An 18,208-nucleotide genomic window follows, 5' to 3' on the forward strand; every position below is an offset into this window, starting at 1 on the left:
TTCACCGTGTTCCCCGCTGTTACCCGCTCGATCTGGTGCGCTTGCGGTGCGGACGTCACCTCGGCAGGCACTGTCAGCTGTCGTATTTATCAGTTAGAGCACCCAGCGCCCCTGAGATCTCCCTCCGCTGGGAAGGAGTGAGGTTACGGAGGTTCGCGTCAAACCGATCGACATGGGCCTTCATCTTTGCAGCGGCCCGCTCCTGGTAGGGGAGTGCCGCTGCCAGCACCTCACTCTGCGCCTCGCTAACTAGGGTCGTCAGCACGGCGTCCGTGTAGTTCATGATGTCGGGGTATGGCGGGTCGTCCCACCACCTGGGAGGACCGTAATGCCGACGCTCCAAGCTCTTCTTCCATTGCGCTGGAGTGCGGTCCCTCTTGCTCGCGTTACAGGAGCGGCAGGAAGGAACCGTATTTGTGATGTCGTCGGCGCCCCCCTGTTCAAGAGGCACAACGTGGTCGATTACCTCGGCGCGAACTCCCATGCTCCCGCAGTAGGTGCACCATCCGCCGGCAGCCGACAGCACGGCTTCGCGCACCCAGGAAGGGAGAGGGCCACGTGTGTTGGAAGACGTAGCAGCACTCGGCCAGGCTGGCGGAGCGCAGGTCGTCCGTGCATGAGTTTGTTCGAGTGTGTCTCATGCGCCACTTATGCGTGGTAAGTGACGACGGCGAGAGGGGGCCGCGCGGGCCTCAGGCAATGCGGCTGGTCAGGACCTCGAAGAAGCTCGGTCGGTCGGGTTCGTCCTCACCGTCCACGGCGACCTGACCACCGCCTTAGGAGTTCGTTCCACACCCGACCCGACGGGGGCCCACATCGTCTACCGGTGCCGCACGCCGCTGCTGGTGTCCGCCGCCATCCGCTGTCGTTGATTTCACCTGTGGATGTCAGGAATTGTCTAGGGCGTTGTTCACGACACGCCGGCCAGCCTGGGTGGGCCGACTAGCAGATCTAGCACGGCGACCAGGTATCGGCCATGGAATATCATCAACGCTCATACCTCTATCACTTTCTCCTGGAATGCTAGTCACTGACAGTGCGCGCCGCGCCTCATCCGTCATCCCGCTGAATAGTCCTTCTTCCCGAATTAGACCTTCAGTGTTGCTAATCGATGGCCGGTCGCGCGTTTCCAGGTTCGGCAAATACAGTCTCTCCAGGGGCGTCTCACCAGGATGGTGATATACATATTTACGCGCCCTCGCTGCTGTCTCCTGATTAATACTTTTCGCGATAGCAGTCGTTCCTTTTGCTGCGAAGTCCGGAACTCGCTCCACCCCCGTTGTCAACTGCGGGAATCTGCGTCGCGGTTGTATTGTTAGGGCAGCTCTGCGGCTCAGGGGGACCAGAAAGGGTCCCGCCGTAGCAATGCCTGCGCCTTGCCGCTTTGGGTGATCGGGTGCCACTCTGAGAGTGACGGGGTGGTCAGACGTGGCGATGGATCGTCTATCGAAACGGAATAGTGTCCAATGGAAGTCGCGTAGATAGGCCGCCGTGGTGGGCAGTAGGCTAGTCGCAGCAGGCGAACATGCTGGTTCGCATCTGGGATTATGTCAGGTCCACCAGGATTTGTGATGTCCCGCCACTCGTAGTCCAGTTCATGGTCGGAAACCGGTCGAGACTCCGAAGCTTGGATCAGGGAGCGCAAGGCCCCCTTCCCGGAAACACCAACCATTAACCGGATCATCTCGGCATTCATATAACCTTGGCCGGACCTCACATCCTCCGAACGCAGATGCTGTAGTGCGACCCATGTGGCGAACGCTTCTCTGGCCTCACCTTCGATTGGCCATGCTCCCGCGAGAGTGCGTCTCAGAGCCTCGGCAGCCGAACCTTCGATCTCACTGAATGCCTTTTCGAAGACATCCGAAAGGGACCCGTCAGACAGAGCCGGACCTCGGTGACGCTGCGATCGGCAGGGCCGTCCTGGACTCGCTCAAACTGAAGCTCGACGGGACAGCGGCAGCCGCCGAGACGGTCCGGCGCAAGCGTCGGACACTCGTCAACGCGCTGCACTATGCAGTGGACCTCGGGGAGTTCAAAGAGAACCCGATCACGGGCATCCGCTGGAAGAAGCCGAAGGTCGCCGGCGAAGTCGATCCCCGGGTGGTCGCCAATCCCGCGCAGGCCCGTTCCCTGCTGACTGCGGTTTCGTACGTCGGTGGGTACGGCCGAGCTCGTGGTCGCCGACTCGTCGGCCTGTTCGCCTGCATGTACTACGGCGCCTTGCGCCCGGCTGAGGCCGTCGGCCTCACTGATGCGGACCTGAGGCTGCCCGCGGCTGGCTGGGGGACGGTACTGCTGAACCGAACGCGCCCTAGCGTCGGCAAACAGTGGACGGACTCCGGCGAGACCCACGACGACCGGGGCCTGAAGAACCGGCCTGCGGAAGAAGTCCGGCTCGTGCCGGTCCCGCCCCAACTCGTCGCCATCCTCCGGCAGCGCCTCGACACGTTCGGCACCGCCGAGGACGGGTGGCTGTTCACGAACGAGCGTGGGGGAGTGGTCGGCTCCTCGACGTACTACCGCGTCTGGCAGGAGGCCCGTGCGCTGGCGCTTCCGCCGGCCGCAGTCGCCTCCCCGCTCGCGGCTCGCCGGTACGACCTCCGGCACTCGGCGCTGTCGACCTGGCTTAACTCCGGGGTGGACCCGACGGAGGTCGCCGAACGTGCGGGCAACAGTGTGGAGGTCCTGCTGAGCCGCTACGCCAAGTGCATCGACGGACGGCAGGAGATTGCCAACCGCAAGATCGAGGAGCTGTTGCGCGAGTACGAGTGATCCCGTACCGCGCTAGGCTCCGAGCCCTCGGACTCTCCGGGGGCTTTCGCCGCTTAAGGGCTGACAGGAACCGGTGCAGCGCACCTTGTGATCTCTGGGAGACGCCATGAGCTTGCTCGCGGTCCTCGACGAAGCGGTGACCGCTCTCAAGGCTCCTCTGGGCGAGGAGGACCGGGCGCAGGGCTGGACCGATGATCTCCGAAGAGAGGTGCAGGAAGAGATCTCGATCAATCGCTCGGTGCTCCGTCGCCACGGGACGGGCATGGTGAGGCACCTGCGTCCTCGCTTCGACGAGTGGATGGAATATGAGGGCGTGCAGCCCGGACGCCTCCGGGACCTGGTGGGGGACGTGCAGCGGTCGCTCGTGGAGGCTCGGGCCATGGCGTGAGAACGCTGGCCGACCTGGGCGTTTGTCGCCCGTTGTCAGTCCACGAATAGTCCACGGACCCCGGCATACGGTCGCTCCGGGCCGCACACGCCTGCACATACGCGAAGACCCCGGCCTCAGCGTTTCCGCTGGTGACGGGGTCTTTGGGCACCTCATGCAGGGTGCCCCCGGCAGGATTCGAACCTGCGCACACGGCTCCGGAGGCCGTTGCTCTATCCCCTGAGCTACGGGGGCGTTCGCTGCGCTTGGCGGCGACGGGTAGAACCCTACCAGCTCCCGGGCAGTGCCTGTGAACAGGTATTTCCGGAGGGCGACACGCGCGCTGTCGCTCGTGCGGGGTGGAAGTGGGGAAAACCCGGACGCAGGGCCGGATCGCGACCTACTCTCGAGTTGTGTCAGGCGTCTCCGGCCGGGTGCTCGTCGTGGACGACAACAGGGTCATCCGGCAGCTGATCAGGGTCAATCTCGAGCTTGAGGGCTTCGAGGTCGTGACTGCGGCCGACGGTGCCGAGTGTCTGGAAGTCGTGCACCGCGTCTGCCCCGATGTCGTCACCCTCGATGTCGTCATGCCCCGCCTCGACGGGCTGCGGACCGCCGCGCGGCTCCGCGAGGATCCCAGAACCGTGCACCTGCCGGTGGCGATCATCAGCGCCTGCACCCGGCAGGAGGTGGACGGCGGACTCGCCGCCGGAGTGGACGCCTTCCTGGCCAAGCCCTTCGAGCCCAACGACCTCATCCGGGTCGTGCAGCAGCTCATGCACCGCGAGCCGCCGCCACCGCCCCTCGACGGCCGGCACGGCGCCGGGCGAGCCGGCAGCACCTGGAGCTGAGCCAGGAGGACGGAACCGGGGAGCCCCTGCCCCCTGGCGTAAGGCCGCCGCCCCGCGGTCGTCCCGGCATACCGCAGTACGTGTCGCGTCCCACGCCCCGGCGCGGTCACCCGGGGCTTCTTCGCCCCGCATCCGCCGAGTGACCGTGCCCGCCGGAGACGTCCCGGCATACCGCAGTACGTGTCGCGTCCCACGCCCCGGCGCGGTCACCCGGGGCTTCATCGCCCCGCATCCGCCGAGTGACCGTGCCCGCCGGAGGGTCGCCCCCAGCCGGCGCCACCCCCGCCCCCGTCCACCGCGGCGCCCCGCGCCCCGTGCGCCCGGCACGCCGCGCCCCGCGCCCCGTGCGCCTGGCACGCCGCACCCCGCGCCCCGTGCGCCTGGCACGCCGCACCCCGCGTCCCGCGCGCCCACCGCGCCCCGCCCAAGCCGCCCCGCCCAAGCCGCCGCGCCCCGCGCCCCCCGCCCACCGCGGCGCCCGCACCCGCGTCCCGCGCGCCCACCCCCACGCCCCACGCCCCGCGCGGCCCCTCGCCCCGCCCGGCGCGCGCCCGCATCGCGAAACCAGTCGCCGACCCACCGCCTCCCTCCCCTACGCTTGTCCCGTGACCCCCGCAGATCTCTCGCTCACCGTGCTGCACGCCGTGCGCCGCGCGGTCGGTGAGGGTGCGCTGCCGGGGGTCGGCGTGCCCGAGCGGGTCAAGGTCGAGCGGCCGCGGGCCGGGGGGCGCGGGGACTACGCCACCAGCGCCGCGCTCCAGCTCGCCGGGCCCGCCGCGCTGCCCGCCCGCCGCGTCGCCGAGATCCTGCGGGACCGCCTCGCCGGCGCCCCCGGCATCGCGGCCGTCGAGATCACCGGGCCCGGCTTCCTGAACTTCACCCTGCGGGCCGGCACCTCCCGCGCCCTGGTCGCCGCCGTGCTCGCCCAGGGACGCCGGTACGGCCACGGCGACGCGCTCGCCGGGCAGGTCCTGCAGTACCACCACCGGCGCGAGGTCCGCGCCGCCGTCGTCACCCAGGCGGTGGCCCGCCTCCAGGCCGCCCAGGGCGCACGCGTCCGCGTCAGCTGCGACGCCGCCGACCCCGCCTGGGCCGCGCTCGGCGTACGCGTCGACGCCGAGGGCACCCCGCCCGTGCCGCTCCCCGAAGCGGTCCGGACCCTCCCCGTCACCCACGACGTCCACGCCCTCGGCCGCGACGCCGCCCGCTGGGCGCTGCTGCGCCCCGCCGCGCACGACCGGGCCCTGGACCCCGAGGGGCTGCTCGTGCAGAGCGAGGCCAACCCCCTCTTCACCGTCCGGTACGCGCACGCCCGCGCCCGCGCCCTGCTCCGTAACGCCGCACAGTTCGGTATCACCCCCGCGTACGACGAGGACGTCGACGCGGGTCCCCTCCTCACGGCTCTCGGCGACCACCCCGCCGTCCTGGAAGCAGCCGCACGCCACCGCGCCCCCGACCGGGTCGCCCGGCACCTGGAGGCCACCGCCGACGCGCTCCTGGGGTTCCAGCACACCGTGCTGCCCCTCGGCGACGAGAAACCCTCGGCCGCCCACCGCTCCCGGCTCGCCCTCGCCGAAGCCGCCGGGACGGTGCTGGCCGGCGGCCTGGACCTGCTCGGCATCAGCGCCCCTGACCACTTGTGAGAGAGACATGAGCCGTTCCGCACACCCCGCCGGGCCCCGTCACGCCGATGTCCTGCCCGAGGGCCACTACTCCGCCCCGCCCGCTGACCTCAACCGGCTCGACGAGAAGGTCTGGGCCCGCACCGTCAGCCGCGCCGAGGACGGCGTGGTCACCCTCGGCGGGATCCCCGTCACCGCGCTCGCCGAGGAGTTCGGCACCCCCGCCTACTTCCTCGACGAGACCGACTTCCGCGCCCGCTGCCGCGCCTGGGCCGACGCCTTCGGCGAGGACGCCGACGTCTTCTACGCCGGGAAGGCGTTCCTGTCGCGCGCCGTCGTCCGGTGGCTGCACGAGGAGGGCCTGAACCTCGACGTGTGCTCGGGCGGGGAGCTGACCACCGCCCTCGACGCCGGCATGCCCGCCGAGCGCATCGCGTTCCACGGGAACAACAAGTCGACGGACGAGATCGAGAAGGCCGTACGCGCCGGCGTCGGGCGGATCGTGCTGGACTCGTTCCAGGAGATCGTCCGCGTCGCGCACATCGCGCAGTCCCTCGGCACGCGCCAGAAGGTCCAGATCCGCGTGACCGTCGGTGTGGAGGCGCACACCCACGAGTTCATCGCCACCGCCCACGAGGACCAGAAGTTCGGCATCGCGCTCGCCGGCGGGCAGGCCGCCGAGGCGGTCCGCCGCGCCCTGAAGCTCGACGGGCTCGAACTCATCGGCATCCACTCGCACATCGGCTCGCAGATCTTCGACACCTCCGGGTTCGAGGTGGCCGCCCACCGCGTGATCGGCCTGCTCAAGCAGATCCGCGACGAGCACGGCGTCGAACTCCCCGAGATCGACCTCGGCGGCGGCCTCGGCATCGCGTACACCGCCGCCGACGACCCCCGCGAGCCGCACGAGATCGCCAAGGCGCTGCGCGACATCGTCACGCGCGAGTGCGAGGCGGCGGGGCTGCGGACGCCCCGCATCTCCGTCGAGCCCGGGCGCGCCATCGTCGGGCCGACCGCCTTCACGCTGTACGAGGTCGGCACCATCAAGCCGCTCGACGGGCTGCGGACGTACGTGAGCGTCGACGGCGGCATGTCGGACAACATCCGCACCGCGCTGTACGACGCCGAGTACACCGTCACCCTGGTCTCGCGCACCTCCGACGCGGAGCCGATGCTGTCCCGCGTCGTCGGCAAGCACTGTGAGAGTGGCGACATCGTCGTGAAGGACGCGTTCCTCCCCGCCGACCTCGCCCCGGGCGACCTGATCGCCGTACCGGCCACCGGCGCGTACTGCCGTTCCATGGCCAGCAACTACAACCACGCACTTCGCCCGCCCGTCGTCGCCGTCGCGGACGGCGCGGCGCGGGTGATCGTCCGGCGTGAGACGGAGGAGGATCTCCTGCGTCTCGATGTCGGCTGATGAAATAGATGTCTCATAATCCGGACGGGAGGTAGAAACTCCCGTCCGGTGAGTGAGACTGGATCGCACTCAAGCTGTAGAGGAAACGAGGTCGGATGATGCGTACGCGTCCGCTGAAGGTGGCGCTGCTGGGCTGTGGAGTGGTCGGCTCAGAGGTGGCGCGCATCATGACGACGCACGCCGACGACCTCGCCGCGCGCATCGGCGCCCCGGTCGAGCTCGCCGGGGTCGCCGTCCGCCGGCCCTCCAAGGTGCGCGAGGGCATCGCGCCCGAGCTGATCACCACCGACGCCATGGCCCTGGTCAAACGGGGCGACATCGACGTCGTCGTCGAGGTCATCGGGGGCGTCGAGCCCGCCCGCACCCTCATCACCACCGCCTTCGAGCACGGCGCGTCCGTCGTCTCGGCCAACAAGGCGCTGCTCGCCCAGGACGGCCGGAGCCTCTACGCCGCCGCCGAGGAGCACGGCCGCGACCTGTACTACGAGGCGGCCGTCGCCGGCGCCATCCCGCTGATCCGGCCGCTGCGCGAGTCCCTCGCCGGCGACAAGGTGAACCGGGTGCTCGGCATCGTCAACGGCACCACCAACTTCATCCTCGACAAGATGGACACCTCCGGCGCCGGGTACTCCGAGGCGCTGGACGAGGCCACCGCCCTCGGGTACGCCGAGGCCGACCCGACCGCCGACGTCGAGGGTTTCGACGCCGCCGCCAAGGCCGCCATCCTCGCCGGGATCGCCTTCCACACGCGCGTGCGCCTGGACGACGTGTACCGCGAGGGCATGACCGAGGTCACCGCCGCGGACTTCGCCTCCGCCAAGCGCATGGGCTGCACCATCAAGCTGCTCGCCATCTGCGAGCGCGCCGCCGACGGCGGGTCCGTCACCGCGCGCGTGCACCCCGCGATGATCCCGCTCAGCCACCCGCTCGCCTCCGTCCGCGGCGCGTACAACGCCGTCTTCGTCGAGGCCGAGGCGGCCGGGCAGCTGATGTTCTACGGACCCGGTGCCGGCGGTTCGCCGACCGCGTCCGCCGTCCTCGGCGACCTGGTCGCCGTCTGCCGCAACCGCCTCAACGACGCGACGGGGCCCGGCGAGTCCGCGTACACCCAGCTGCCCGTGAGCCCCATGGGCGACGTGGTGACGCGGTACCACATCAGCCTCGACGTGGCCGACAAGCCGGGCGTGCTCGCCCAGGTGGCGACGGTCTTCGCCGAGCACGGCGTATCCATCGATACGGTGCGCCAGCAGGGCAAGGACGGCGAGGCCTCCCTCGTCGTCGTCACCCACCGCGCGCCCGACGCCGCCCTCTCCGGGACCGTCGAGGCGCTGCGCAAGCTCGACACCGTGCGCGGTGTCGCCAGCATCATGCGTGTTGAAGGGGAGTAAGGACCCATGACCAGGACCCACCAGTGGCGCGGCATCATCGAGGAGTACCGGGACCGCCTTCCGGTCACGGACACGACGCCGGTCGTCACGCTGCGCGAGGGCGGTACGCCGCTCGTCCCGGCCCAGGTCCTCTCCGAGCGCACCGGCTGCGAGGTACACCTCAAGGTCGAGGGCGCCAACCCCACCGGGTCCTTCAAGGACCGGGGCATGACCATGGCCATCACCCGGGCGAAGGAGGAGGGCGCGCAGGCCGTCATCTGCGCCTCCACCGGCAACACCTCCGCCTCGGCCGCCGCGTACGCCGTCCGCGCCGGGATGGTCTCCGCCGTCCTGGTGCCGCAGGGCAAGATCGCGCTGGGCAAGATGGGCCAGGCGCTGGTGCACGGCGCCAAGATCCTCCAGGTCGACGGCAACTTCGACGACTGCCTGACCCTGGCCCGGCGCCTGTCCGACAACTACCCGGTGGCGCTGGTCAATTCGGTCAACCCGGTCCGCATCGAGGGTCAGAAGACCGCGGCGTTCGAGATCGTGGACATGCTGGGCGACGCCCCCGACATCCACGTGCTGCCCGTCGGCAACGCCGGCAACATCACCGCGTACTGGAAGGGCTACACCGAGTACGCGCGGGACGGCATCGCCGGCCGCAGGCCGCGCATGTGGGGCTTCCAGGCGTCCGGCTCCGCGCCGATCGTCCGCGGCGAGGTCGTCAAGGACCCGTCGACCATCGCCACCGCGATCCGCATCGGCAACCCGGCCTCCTGGCAGTACGCGCTCGCCGCGCGCGACGAGTCCGGCGGGTTCATCGACGAGGTGACGGACCGTGAGATCCTGCGCGCCTACCGGCTGTTGGCCTCGCAGGAAGGCGTCTTCGTCGAGCCGGCGTCCGCCGCGTCGGTGGCCGGTCTGCTGAAGGCCGCCGAGCAGGGCAAGGTCGACCCGGGCCAGACCATCGTCTGCACGGTCACCGGCAACGGCCTGAAGGACCCCGACTGGGCGGTCGCCGGAGCGCCGCAGCCCGTCACCGTGCCCGTCGACGCGGCCGCGGCCGCGGAGCGGCTCGGACTGGTGTGAACCGGCCACGGGCGCCCTCGGGCGCCCGTGGCCGGTGAGCCGGACGCCGGCGGCCGGACACCCCGTCCCGGCCGCCGGCGGCGGCCCGCGGCACACCGCTCGCCGGTCCGGCGCGGATCCGCCGGAAACGGCGTCCCGGCACCGCCGGCCCGCAGGTCCCGGCGTGGTGCTCCCCGGCGGGGCCCGGCGCGAAAGCGGCGTACCGGCACGGCACCGTGCCGGGCGCGAGCCGCGAGCCGCCCGGCCTCCGGCGGAGGAGCACGGGCAGGCTCGCGACACGCATCGTGCGCCTCCTGTGCGCCCTATGTCGCCACAGAACCTTCCTTCGATAGGCTGTACTGAACCCCCCGCCGCAGATGCCCCGCATATGCCGCGGTGCTGTTGCCGTTGATGCCGATGCGGCCCCTGGGTCTTGTGTACACCTCGTACAACCCCCGTCGTCAGAGTCAAGGAGAGTCATCGAGCGATGGCCGGTCCCGCGTTCCGCGCCGCCGCCGTCCGGGTGCGCGTTCCCGCCACCAGCGCCAACCTCGGCCCGGGCTTCGACGCCTTCGGCCTGTCGTTGGGGCTGTACGACGACGTCGTCGTCCGGGTCGCCGACTCCGGGCTGCACATCGACATCGCCGGCGAGGGCGCCGAGACGCTCCCTCGCGACGAGAGCCATCTGCTCGTCCGCTCCCTGCGCACGGCCTTCGACCTGCTCGGCGGGCAGCCGCGCGGCCTGGAGGTCGTCTGTGCCAACCGCATCCCGCACGGGCGCGGCCTCGGCTCCTCCTCGGCGGCCATCTGCGCCGGCATCGTCGCCGCGCGCGCGGTGACCATAGGCGGCGACACCAAGCTCGACGACGCGGCCCTGCTGGAGCTCGCCACCGAGATCGAGGGCCACCCCGACAACGTCGCGGCCTGCCTGCTCGGCGGCTTCACCCTCGCCTGGACGGAGGGGGGCTCGGCCCGGGCGATCAGGATGGAGCCCTCGCGTTCCATCGTTCCGGTGGTTTTCGTCCCCGGGAAGCCGGTGCTCACCGAAACCGCCCGCGGCCTGCTGCCGCGCACCGTCCCCCATGTGGACGCCGCGGCCAACGCCGGCCGGGCAGCGCTCCTGGTCGAGGCCCTGACCCGGCGGCCCGAGCTGCTGCTCTCCGCCACCGAGGACCGGCTCCACCAGGAGTACCGGGCCCCCGCGATGCCCGAGAGCATCGCGCTTGTGAACCGACTGCGCGCGGACGGCGTCCCCGCGGTCATCTCCGGTGCGGGCCCCACGGTGCTCGCGCTGGCCGAGGACGGCGCGGCGGAGAAGGTCGCGCGACTCGCGGGCGAGGGCTGGGCGGCCAACCGGCTCACCCTCGACGTCTCCGGGGCGAGCGTCCTGCCGCTCGCTCCGTAGAACTCCGCGGTACACGGATTGCCGGTGTTGGAGAGGGGGAATGTTTGTTGGAGCCGGTAGTGTTAACCTCAAGTCTGCACCCGACGTCTTTGTGGCGCGGTGCTGAGTGTCCCCCTCCGGGACCACCATTCTTCCGGGAGCCTCCTCCACTGCCTGAGCAGCCTGCCTGAGCAGTTTCGAGCACGCTCCGGAACCGGCGCGACACCCCTCGCTTTTCCCAGGAGCGGGCCGAGCAGGGGGCCTCGGGCCGGACCCAAGCACGTATTTCCCTTCCGCCGTACCCCGGCGGGACCACCGCCCCGACCCGGTCCGCACACAGATCAAGGACCGCAGTCGGACAGCACAACCGGTCGCCGAGCCAGAAGGCCGACGTCCGCTCCAGGGAAGGACCCTTCGTGAGCGACACCACCGATCTGATGGGCGTGACTGCCGACAGCAGCGTCGACACCCCCGCGCCCGCCGCAGGTGCTGCCACTGGCACCACCTCACGGCGCCGCCGCTCCGGCACCGGCCTCGAGGGCATGGTCCTGGCCGAGCTGCAGCAGGTCGCGTCCGGCCTCGGCATCAGGGGCACCGCGCGGATGCGCAAGAGCCAGCTGATCGAGGTCATCAAGGAGACGCAGGCCGCCGGAGGCGCCTCCGCGCAGGCGGGCACCGCCGCGTCCGGGGCCGCCGAGACCAAGCCGAAGCGCCGCGCCACCTCCAAGGCCCGTACGGGTGACGACGCCGCCAAGCCCGCCGAGAAGGCGGAGGAGAAGGCCGGCAAGGCCGACGCGGCTCCCAGGACCGTCAAGGCGGGCCAGCCGGTCGCCCAGCAGCAGATCGAGATCCCCGGCCAGCCGTCCCCCAAGCAGGCGGCTTCGCCGGAGCAGAACGGCGCCGGGGACGACCAGTCCGCGGGCGAGCGCCGCCGCCGCCGTGCCACCGCGCCGGCCGGCAGCCCCGAGGGCGACACCCGTACGGACGTCCGCACCGAGGCCCGCACCGACACCCGGACCGAGGCGAAGGCCGACACCCGGACCGAGGCGCAGCCCGACACCAAGGCCGAGGGCGCCGTCGAGACCGCCGAGGGCGGTCGTCGTGACCGCCGCGACCGCGGGGAGCGCGGGGAGCGCGGGGAGCGCGGGGAGCGCGGCGACCGCGGCCGTGACCGTCAGCGTGACCGCCGCGACCGCGGCAAGGGCGACGACCAGCAGGGCGGCGGCCAGCGCCAGCAGCGCCAGGCCGGCCCCCAGGCCCAGGGCGGCCCGCAGGACGACTTCGACGAGGACGGCGGCCGCCGGGGCCGTCGCGGCCGCTACCGCGACCGCCGGGGCCGTCGCGGCCGCGAGGACTTCGCGACCGAGCCGCAGGTCTCCGAGGACGACGTCCTGATCCCCGTCGCGGGCATCCTGGACATCCTCGACAACTACGCGTTCATCCGGACCTCCGGCTACCTGCCCGGCCCGAACGACGTGTACGTCTCCCTCGCCCAGGTCCGCAAGAACGGCCTGCGCAAGGGTGACCACGTCACCGGTGCCGTGCGCCAGCCCAAGGAGGGCGAGCGCCGCGAGAAGTTCAACGCGCTGGTCCGCCTGGACTCGGCCAACGGCATGGCCGCCGATTCCGGCCGGGGCCGCCCCGAGTTCAACAAGCTGACCCCGCTCTACCCGCAGGACCGCCTGCGTCTGGAGACGGACCCGGGCGTGCTGACCACGCGGATCATCGACCTCGTGTCGCCGATCGGCAAGGGCCAGCGAGGCCTGATCGTGGCCCCGCCGAAGACCGGCAAGACCATGATCATGCAGGCGGTCGCCAACGCGATCACCACGAACAACCCCGAGTGCCACCTGATGGTCGTCCTCGTCGACGAGCGTCCGGAAGAGGTCACCGACATGCAGCGGTCGGTGAAGGGTGAGGTCATCTCCTCGACCTTCGACCGCCCCGCCGAGGACCACACCACCGTCGCCGAGCTGGCCATCGAGCGCGCCAAGCGCCTCGTCGAGCTGGGTCACGACGTGGTCGTCCTGCTGGACTCCATCACCCGCCTGGGCCGTGCGTACAACCTCGCGGCCCCCGCCTCCGGCCGCATCCTGTCCGGTGGTGTCGACTCGACCGCGCTGTACCCGCCGAAGCGCTTCTTCGGTGCCGCGCGCAACATCGAGGACGGCGGCTCGCTGACCATCCTGGCCACCGCGCTGGTCGACACCGGCTCGCGCATGGACGAGGTGATCTTCGAGGAGTTCAAGGGCACCGGCAACATGGAGCTCAAGCTCGACCGGAAGCTCGCCGACAAGCGCATCTTCCCGGCCGTCGACGTCGACGCGTCCGGTACGCGCAAGGAGGAGATCCTGCTCGGCAGCGAGGAGCTCGCCATCGTCTGGAAGCTGCGCCGGGTGCTGCACGCGCTCGACCAGCAGCAGGCGATCGAGCTGCTGCTGGACAAGATGAAGCAGACGAAGTCGAACGCCGAGTTCCTGCTGCAGATCCAGAAGACGACCCCGTCGGCCGGAAACGGCAACGACTGACCTAACCGGTCGTCCAGCGCACCGCACAAGGCCCGCCCCGTTACGCAAGTGACGGGGCGGGCCTTGTGTTTGTAGGATCGGGCAGCTTGTACGATCAGGCAGCCGTTCCCCACGCGGTCCCCCCACTTCCTCGCAGCCTCTTCCCGACTGGAGACACGCGTGCGCGCTTCGCGCCATGGCAGACCCGTCCACCGGGTCCGCAAACTGATAGCCGCCGCGGTGGCCGCCGTCGCCCTCGGGGCCGGCGCTTTCGCGATGACGGCCCAGGCGTCCGAGGACGCCCCCACCACCAAGTACCCCGTGCCCAAGGGTTACACGGTGGTCTCCGAGCCGTCGGCCCAGCAGCGGATCATCGGCGGCACGGACACCACGTTCAGCAAGGCGCCCTACATGGTGCAGCTGCTGTACGACGTCTACGGCGACGGCGACATGTACTTCAACTGCGGCGGCACGCTCGTGGCCCCCAACAAGGTGCTCACGGCCGCCCACTGCATCCGCCCGTCCTCGGCGGAGACGTACAACTACCCCGCCAAGGGCCTGATCCTCGGCGGTACGGCGAAGCTCGGCGGCGGCCCCAACGGCGAGGGCACCACCGCCAACGTCAGCCGGGTCTGGATCCACCCGGGCTGGAACCCGGACGCCGGCTCCCAGAACGACATCGCCGTCATGACGCTGTCCAAGCCGCTGCCGTACGCGACGCTGCCGATGGCCGGTCCCGAGGACGCGGCCTCGTACGCTCCCGGCACGCAGGGCATCGCGCTCGGCTGGGGCCTGACCTCCGGCACCGGCAACGAGCTGGCGAGCACCCTCCAGCAGGTCACGCTGCCGCTCAACGCCGACAGCGTCTGCCAGGAGAACCTCGGCGAGTTCGGCTACACCAGCAACGGCACCATGATGTGCGTCGGCCAGCAGGGCACCGGCAGCGACGCCACCGGCAAGACCACCTGCCCGGGCGACTCCGGCGGTCCGCTGATCGTCCGGGGCAAGGTCGTCGGCATCGTCTCGTGGGGCGTCGGCAGTGACTTCGAGCACTGCAACATGCAGGGCTACTACGAGGCCTTCACCAAGGTCTCGACGTACAAGGGCCTGGCCCAGGGCCGGGTCGACGACACCGACCTGAGCCGTGACGGCCGCGCCGACCTGTTCGCGCGCACGTCCGCGGGCGTGGACTACAGCTTCAACTCCAACGGCGTCGGCTTCGCCGGCAAGTACGCGGTCTCCGGCTCGTACACCGGCTACAACCTGGTCGTCCAGACCGACCTGAACCAGGACGGTCTGCAGGACTTCGTGGCCCGCAAGACCTCCAACGGCGAGCTGTACTGGATCCGCCGCACGCTCAGCAGCACCACCTACAGCGCGGTGCGCATCGCCACCGGGTACGGCTCCTACCGCGCGATCCTCGCGCCGGGCGACGTCACCGGTGACCGCAAGCCCGACGTGGTCGGCGTCTCCGGCTCCGGTGTCCCGGTCGTGCTGCCCGGCAACGGCAACGGCACCGTCGGCACCGTGAAGGTCGTCGGCTCCGGCTACAGCCGCTTCAACGCGGTCCGCGGCCACGGCGACTTCACCAACGACGGCCGCACCGACCTGGTCGCCCGTGAGTCGTCCTCCGGCGCGCTCTACCTGATCCCGGGCACCGGCAGCGCCTCCGCGCCGTTCGGCACCCCGGTCCGGGTCGCCGAGGGCTGGTCGTCGTACAACGCCATCGCCTCGCTCGGCGACGTCTCCGGCGACGGCATCGCCGACCTGGTGACGCGCAAGTCGGACGGCACCCTCCAACTGCACCGCGGCACCGGCCAGTCCGGTACCGGGATGCTGCGGGCGCCGATCCAGGCCGGCACCGGCTTCGGCGGCTTCAACCTCTTCGGCTGAGAGATCCTGGTCACAGCCGCGCCCCCGGGGCGCGGCCCCGTGACCGCCCCGGGCCCCGTCCGGGCCGGGCCGGCGAAGACGCAGGTGGGGGAGGGGACACAGCGCCCCTCCACCGCCGTCCGTGCCCACCGCGCACCGCGCGGTGGGCACTTTCGTCTTCCCGGGGACTTCTCCCGTCCCTGTGCAACCCTGTGGGCCGCTCGCCCGTCTGACGCGGCAGGGGCGAGTGCGACGACGAGGACTGAGGAGACCATGGCCCAGCAGGACAGCAGCAGCCGAATACGTGCCACCGGACGCCGTCGCAAGCCGCCCGCCAAGGGGCGCAGAGCACTCACGATCGCCGCCTGGTCGGCGGCCGGACTGGTGGTCGTCGGCGGCTCCGGGCTCGGTTACGCGTACGTCAAGCTCAACGGCAACATCGAGAGCGTCGACATCAACGCCCAGCTCCGGGACGACGACCGCCCCGAGAACGTCGACAACGGCTCCCTGGACGTCCTCGTCCTCGGCTCCGACACCCGCGCCGGCGCCAACGCCGAGTACGGCCGCGACGAGGGCGTCGCCCGCTCCGACACCGCGATGATCCTGCACGTCTACGAGGGCCACCGGAAGGCCAGCGTGGTCTCCGTCCCCCGCGACACGCTCATCGAGCGCCCCGACTGCGCCGACAAGACCGGCCGCACCGTCCCCGGGCAGCGCAGGGCCATGTTCAACACGGCGTACGAGGTCGGCGGCCCCGCCTGCGCGGTCAAGACCGTCGAGGCGATGTCCGGCATCCGCATGGACCACTACATCGAGGTCGACTTCACCGGCTTCAAGAGGCTCATCGACGAGCTCGGCGGCGTCGAGGTCACCACCACCGAGGCGATCAAGGACGACAGCAGCCATCTCGACCTGGCGGCGGGCACCCACACCCTCGGCGGCGAGCAGGCCCTGGGCCTCGTACGCACCCGCAAGGGCGTCGGCGACGGCAGCGACCTGGGCCGGATCCAGCTCCAGCAGGCCTTCATGAAGGCCTTCATCGACCAGGTGAAGAGCGTCGGCGTCTTCAGCAGCCCCCAGAAGCTCTGGGGCCTCGCCGACAGCGCCACCAAGGCGATCACCCCCGACTCCCAGCTCGACTCCGTCAAGGAGCTCGCCGACTTCGCCCGCGGCCTGCAGCGGCTCGGCGCCGACGACGTCCACATGGTCACGCTGCCCGTGCAGTACGACCCGGCCGACCTCAACCGCGTGATCCCGCTGGAGGCCAAGTCCCGGCAGGTGTGGACCGCCCTGCGGCAGGACCGGCCGATCCCCGCCTCCGCGACGAAGGACACCGCCACGGGCCGGGCCCAGGACGTGGTGAAGTAGCCCCCGGGCCGGGCCGCGGCGCGCTCCCGGGAAGGCCGCCGGCCCAGCCGGAATAGATCGGGCCCACCCCCGGTTTTGGGAGATGCGGCCGGTCCTGGCAGACTGGTACGTCGGCCCCGGTTCACGCACGGGCATCCCGCCCGGGCGACCCGGCGCCCTCCCGAAACTAGGAGACACCTTGAAGCGCGACATCCACCCCGAGTACGTCGAGACCCAGGTGAGCTGCACCTGCGGCGCGTCGTTCACCACCCGCAGCACGATCCCGAACGGCACCATCCGTGCCGAGGTCTGCTCCGAGTGCCACCCGTTCTACACGGGCAAGCAGAAGATCCTCGACACCGGTGGCCGTGTGGCCCGCTTCGAGGCCCGCTTCGGCAAGGCTGCCGGCTCCGCCAAGAAGTAGCGAGCCACTGCGCCGGTCTCCGGCCGCCCCGGTGTGGGGTGGCCGGGACCGGCGCTTTGCCGTCTCCCGCAGCAGCCACCACCCGCGTACGAAACCAGGAGCCCCCGATGTTCGAGGCGGTCGAGGAACTGATCGGCGAGCACGCCGATCTCGAGAAGAAGCTCGCCGACCCTTCGGTCCACTCCGACCAGGCCAACGCGCGCAAGCTCAACAAGCGCTACGCCGAGCTGACCCCGATCGTCGCCACGTACCGCAGCTGGAAGCAGACCGGCGACGACATCGAGACGGCCCGTGAGCTGGCCGCCGACGACCCCGACTTCGCCGCCGAGGTCAAGGAGCTGGAGAAGCAGCGCGAGGAGCTCACGGACAAGCTCCGCCTGCTGCTCGTCCCGCGCGACCCCAGCGACGACAAGGACGTCATCCTGGAGATCAAGGCGGGCGCGGGCGGCGACGAGTCCGCCCTGTTCGCCGGCGACCTGCTGCGCATGTACCTGCGGTACGCCGAGCGCGTCGGCTGGAAGACCGAGATCATCGATGCCACCGAGTCCGAGCTGGGCGGCTACAAGGACGTCCAGGTCGCCGTGAAGACCAAGGGCGGCCAGGGCGCCACCGAGCCCGGCCAGGGTGTGTGGGCCCGGCTGAAGTACGAGGGCGGCGTGCACCGCGTGCAGCGCGTGCCCGCGACCGAGTCCCAGGGCCGCATCCACACCTCCGCCGCCGGTGTCCTGGTGACCCCGGAGGCCGAGGAGATCGACGTCGAGATCAACCCCAACGACCTGCGCATCGACGTCTACCGGTCCTCCGGCCCCGGCGGCCAGTCCGTGAACACCACCGACTCCGCCGTCCGCATCACCCACCTGCCGACCGGCGTCGTCGCCTCCTGCCAGAACGAGAAGAGCCAGCTCCAGAACAAGGAGCAGGCCCTGCGTATCCTGCGGTCCAGGCTCCTCGCCGCCGCGCAGGAGGAGGCCGAGAAGAACGCCGCGGACGCGCGCCGCAGCCAGGTGCGCACCGTGGACCGGTCGGAGAAGATCCGTACGTACAACTTCCCGGAAAACCGGATCTCGGACCACCGGGTGGGCTTCAAGGCGTACAACTTGGACCAGGTGCTCGACGGCGACCTGGACGCCCTGATCCAGGCCTGCGTGGACGCCGACTCGGCGGCCAAGCTCGCCGCCGCGTAAAGCCATATCCCTGTACG

The 18,208-nt window shown here is 70.8% G+C and carries 14 protein-coding genes, 1 tRNA gene and 3 pseudogenes; 13 read left to right on the top strand and 5 right to left on the bottom strand.

Annotation, left to right across the window (positions count from 1 at the left end; translation table 11 throughout):
- Positions 1-73: 73 nt before the first annotated feature.
- From ACIA79_RS27515 to ACIA79_RS27530, 4 genes and pseudogenes are all read right to left on the bottom strand, one after another.
- Positions 74-283, bottom strand: coding sequence for a hypothetical protein (locus ACIA79_RS27515; protein WP_399431089.1), 210 nt, complete (start codon positions 281-283; stop codon positions 74-76).
- A gap of 69 nt (positions 284-352) precedes the next feature.
- Positions 353-538 (bottom strand): annotated as a pseudogene (locus tag ACIA79_RS27520) (HNH endonuclease); the annotation flags it as partial.
- Between the two features lie 349 nt (positions 539-887).
- Positions 888-1,502 (bottom strand): DUF4238 domain-containing protein, encoded by a 615-nt coding sequence (locus ACIA79_RS27525; protein ID WP_399431086.1) that lies wholly within the window; start codon positions 1,500-1,502, stop codon positions 888-890.
- 254 nt (positions 1,503-1,756) lie between these two features.
- A pseudogene (locus tag ACIA79_RS27530) lies at positions 1,757-1,885 on the bottom strand (hypothetical protein); the annotation flags it as partial.
- Between the two features lie 5 nt (positions 1,886-1,890).
- On the opposite strand from ACIA79_RS27530, the pseudogene ACIA79_RS27535 reads away from it, so the two are divergent.
- Positions 1,891-2,775: pseudogene (locus ACIA79_RS27535) on the top strand (tyrosine-type recombinase/integrase); the annotation flags it as partial.
- Positions 2,776-2,881: 106 nt separating this feature from the next.
- Positions 2,882-3,163: a hypothetical protein gene (locus ACIA79_RS27540; protein WP_399431044.1), complete on the top strand. Its 282-nt coding sequence runs from the start codon at positions 2,882-2,884 to the stop codon at positions 3,161-3,163.
- Between the two features lie 162 nt (positions 3,164-3,325).
- Here the strand turns inward: ACIA79_RS27540 and ACIA79_RS27545 are convergent.
- A tRNA-Arg gene (locus tag ACIA79_RS27545) sits at positions 3,326-3,397 on the bottom strand.
- Between the two features lie 158 nt (positions 3,398-3,555).
- Here ACIA79_RS27545 and ACIA79_RS27550 point away from each other — a divergent pair.
- The 11 genes from ACIA79_RS27550 to prfA all read left to right on the top strand — a co-directional run bounded on the left by ACIA79_RS27550 (position 3,556) and on the right by prfA (position 18,191).
- The gene (locus ACIA79_RS27550; protein ID WP_399431045.1) at positions 3,556-3,993 is read left to right on the top strand and encodes a response regulator; all 438 of its coding nucleotides are present in this window, start codon (positions 3,556-3,558) and stop codon (positions 3,991-3,993) included.
- Positions 3,994-4,598: 605 nt separating this feature from the next.
- Complete coding sequence (gene nrtL / locus ACIA79_RS27555; RefSeq protein ID WP_399431046.1) at positions 4,599-5,636, top strand: ArgS-related anticodon-binding protein NrtL; 1,038 nt, start codon at positions 4,599-4,601, stop codon at positions 5,634-5,636.
- A gap of 7 nt (positions 5,637-5,643) precedes the next feature.
- Entirely contained in the window at positions 5,644-7,035 is a 1,392-nt protein-coding gene (lysA, locus tag ACIA79_RS27560) for a diaminopimelate decarboxylase (protein WP_399431047.1), read from the top strand.
- 98 nt (positions 7,036-7,133) lie between these two features.
- A complete protein-coding gene (locus tag ACIA79_RS27565; protein ID WP_399431087.1) occupies positions 7,134-8,423 on the top strand; it encodes a homoserine dehydrogenase in 1,290 nt (429 codons plus the stop codon).
- A gap of 6 nt (positions 8,424-8,429) precedes the next feature.
- Positions 8,430-9,494: a threonine synthase gene (gene thrC, locus ACIA79_RS27570; protein ID WP_399431049.1), complete on the top strand. Its 1,065-nt coding sequence runs from the start codon at positions 8,430-8,432 to the stop codon at positions 9,492-9,494.
- Between the two features lie 466 nt (positions 9,495-9,960).
- Complete coding sequence (gene thrB / locus ACIA79_RS27575; protein ID WP_399431050.1) at positions 9,961-10,878, top strand: homoserine kinase; 918 nt, start codon at positions 9,961-9,963, stop codon at positions 10,876-10,878.
- Positions 10,879-11,273: 395 nt separating this feature from the next.
- Positions 11,274-13,385: a transcription termination factor Rho gene (rho, locus tag ACIA79_RS27580; RefSeq protein ID WP_399431051.1), complete on the top strand. Its 2,112-nt coding sequence runs from the start codon at positions 11,274-11,276 to the stop codon at positions 13,383-13,385.
- Positions 13,386-13,544: 159 nt separating this feature from the next.
- Entirely contained in the window at positions 13,545-15,257 is a 1,713-nt protein-coding gene (locus tag ACIA79_RS27585; protein ID WP_399431052.1) for a trypsin-like serine protease, read from the top strand.
- 252 nt (positions 15,258-15,509) lie between these two features.
- The gene (locus ACIA79_RS27590; protein ID WP_399431053.1) at positions 15,510-16,604 is read left to right on the top strand and encodes an LCP family protein; all 1,095 of its coding nucleotides are present in this window, start codon (positions 15,510-15,512) and stop codon (positions 16,602-16,604) included.
- Positions 16,605-16,782: 178 nt separating this feature from the next.
- On the top strand, positions 16,783-17,007 hold the full coding sequence (gene rpmE, locus ACIA79_RS27595; protein ID WP_031073822.1) for a 50S ribosomal protein L31: 225 nt from the start codon (positions 16,783-16,785) through the stop codon (positions 17,005-17,007).
- Between the two features lie 107 nt (positions 17,008-17,114).
- On the top strand, positions 17,115-18,191 hold the full coding sequence (gene prfA / locus ACIA79_RS27600; protein ID WP_399431054.1) for a peptide chain release factor 1: 1,077 nt from the start codon (positions 17,115-17,117) through the stop codon (positions 18,189-18,191).
- Positions 18,192-18,208 lie beyond the last annotated feature (17 nt).

The organism is Streptomyces sp. NPDC051310 (genome assembly GCF_044455245.1).
In the GTDB taxonomy this organism is placed as follows: Bacteria; Actinomycetota; Actinomycetes; order Streptomycetales; family Streptomycetaceae; genus Streptomyces.

Excerpts from the sequence above, each read along its gene's own strand:
- ACIA79_RS27515 (WP_399431089.1), bottom strand. The coding sequence starts at position 283 with ATGAACTACACGGACGCCGTGCTGACGACCCTAGTTAGCGAGGCGCAG.
- ACIA79_RS27540 (WP_399431044.1), top strand. The coding sequence starts at position 2,882 with ATGAGCTTGCTCGCGGTCCTCGACGAAGCGGTGACCGCTCTCAAGGCT.
- lysA (WP_399431047.1), top strand. The coding sequence starts at position 5,644 with ATGAGCCGTTCCGCACACCCCGCCGGGCCCCGTCACGCCGATGTCCTG.
- ACIA79_RS27565 (WP_399431087.1), top strand. The coding sequence starts at position 7,134 with ATGCGTACGCGTCCGCTGAAGGTGGCGCTGCTGGGCTGTGGAGTGGTC.
- thrC (WP_399431049.1), top strand. The coding sequence starts at position 8,430 with ATGACCAGGACCCACCAGTGGCGCGGCATCATCGAGGAGTACCGGGAC.
- thrB (WP_399431050.1), top strand. The coding sequence starts at position 9,961 with ATGGCCGGTCCCGCGTTCCGCGCCGCCGCCGTCCGGGTGCGCGTTCCC.
- ACIA79_RS27590 (WP_399431053.1), top strand. The coding sequence starts at position 15,510 with ATGGCCCAGCAGGACAGCAGCAGCCGAATACGTGCCACCGGACGCCGT.
- prfA (WP_399431054.1), top strand. The coding sequence starts at position 17,115 with ATGTTCGAGGCGGTCGAGGAACTGATCGGCGAGCACGCCGATCTCGAG.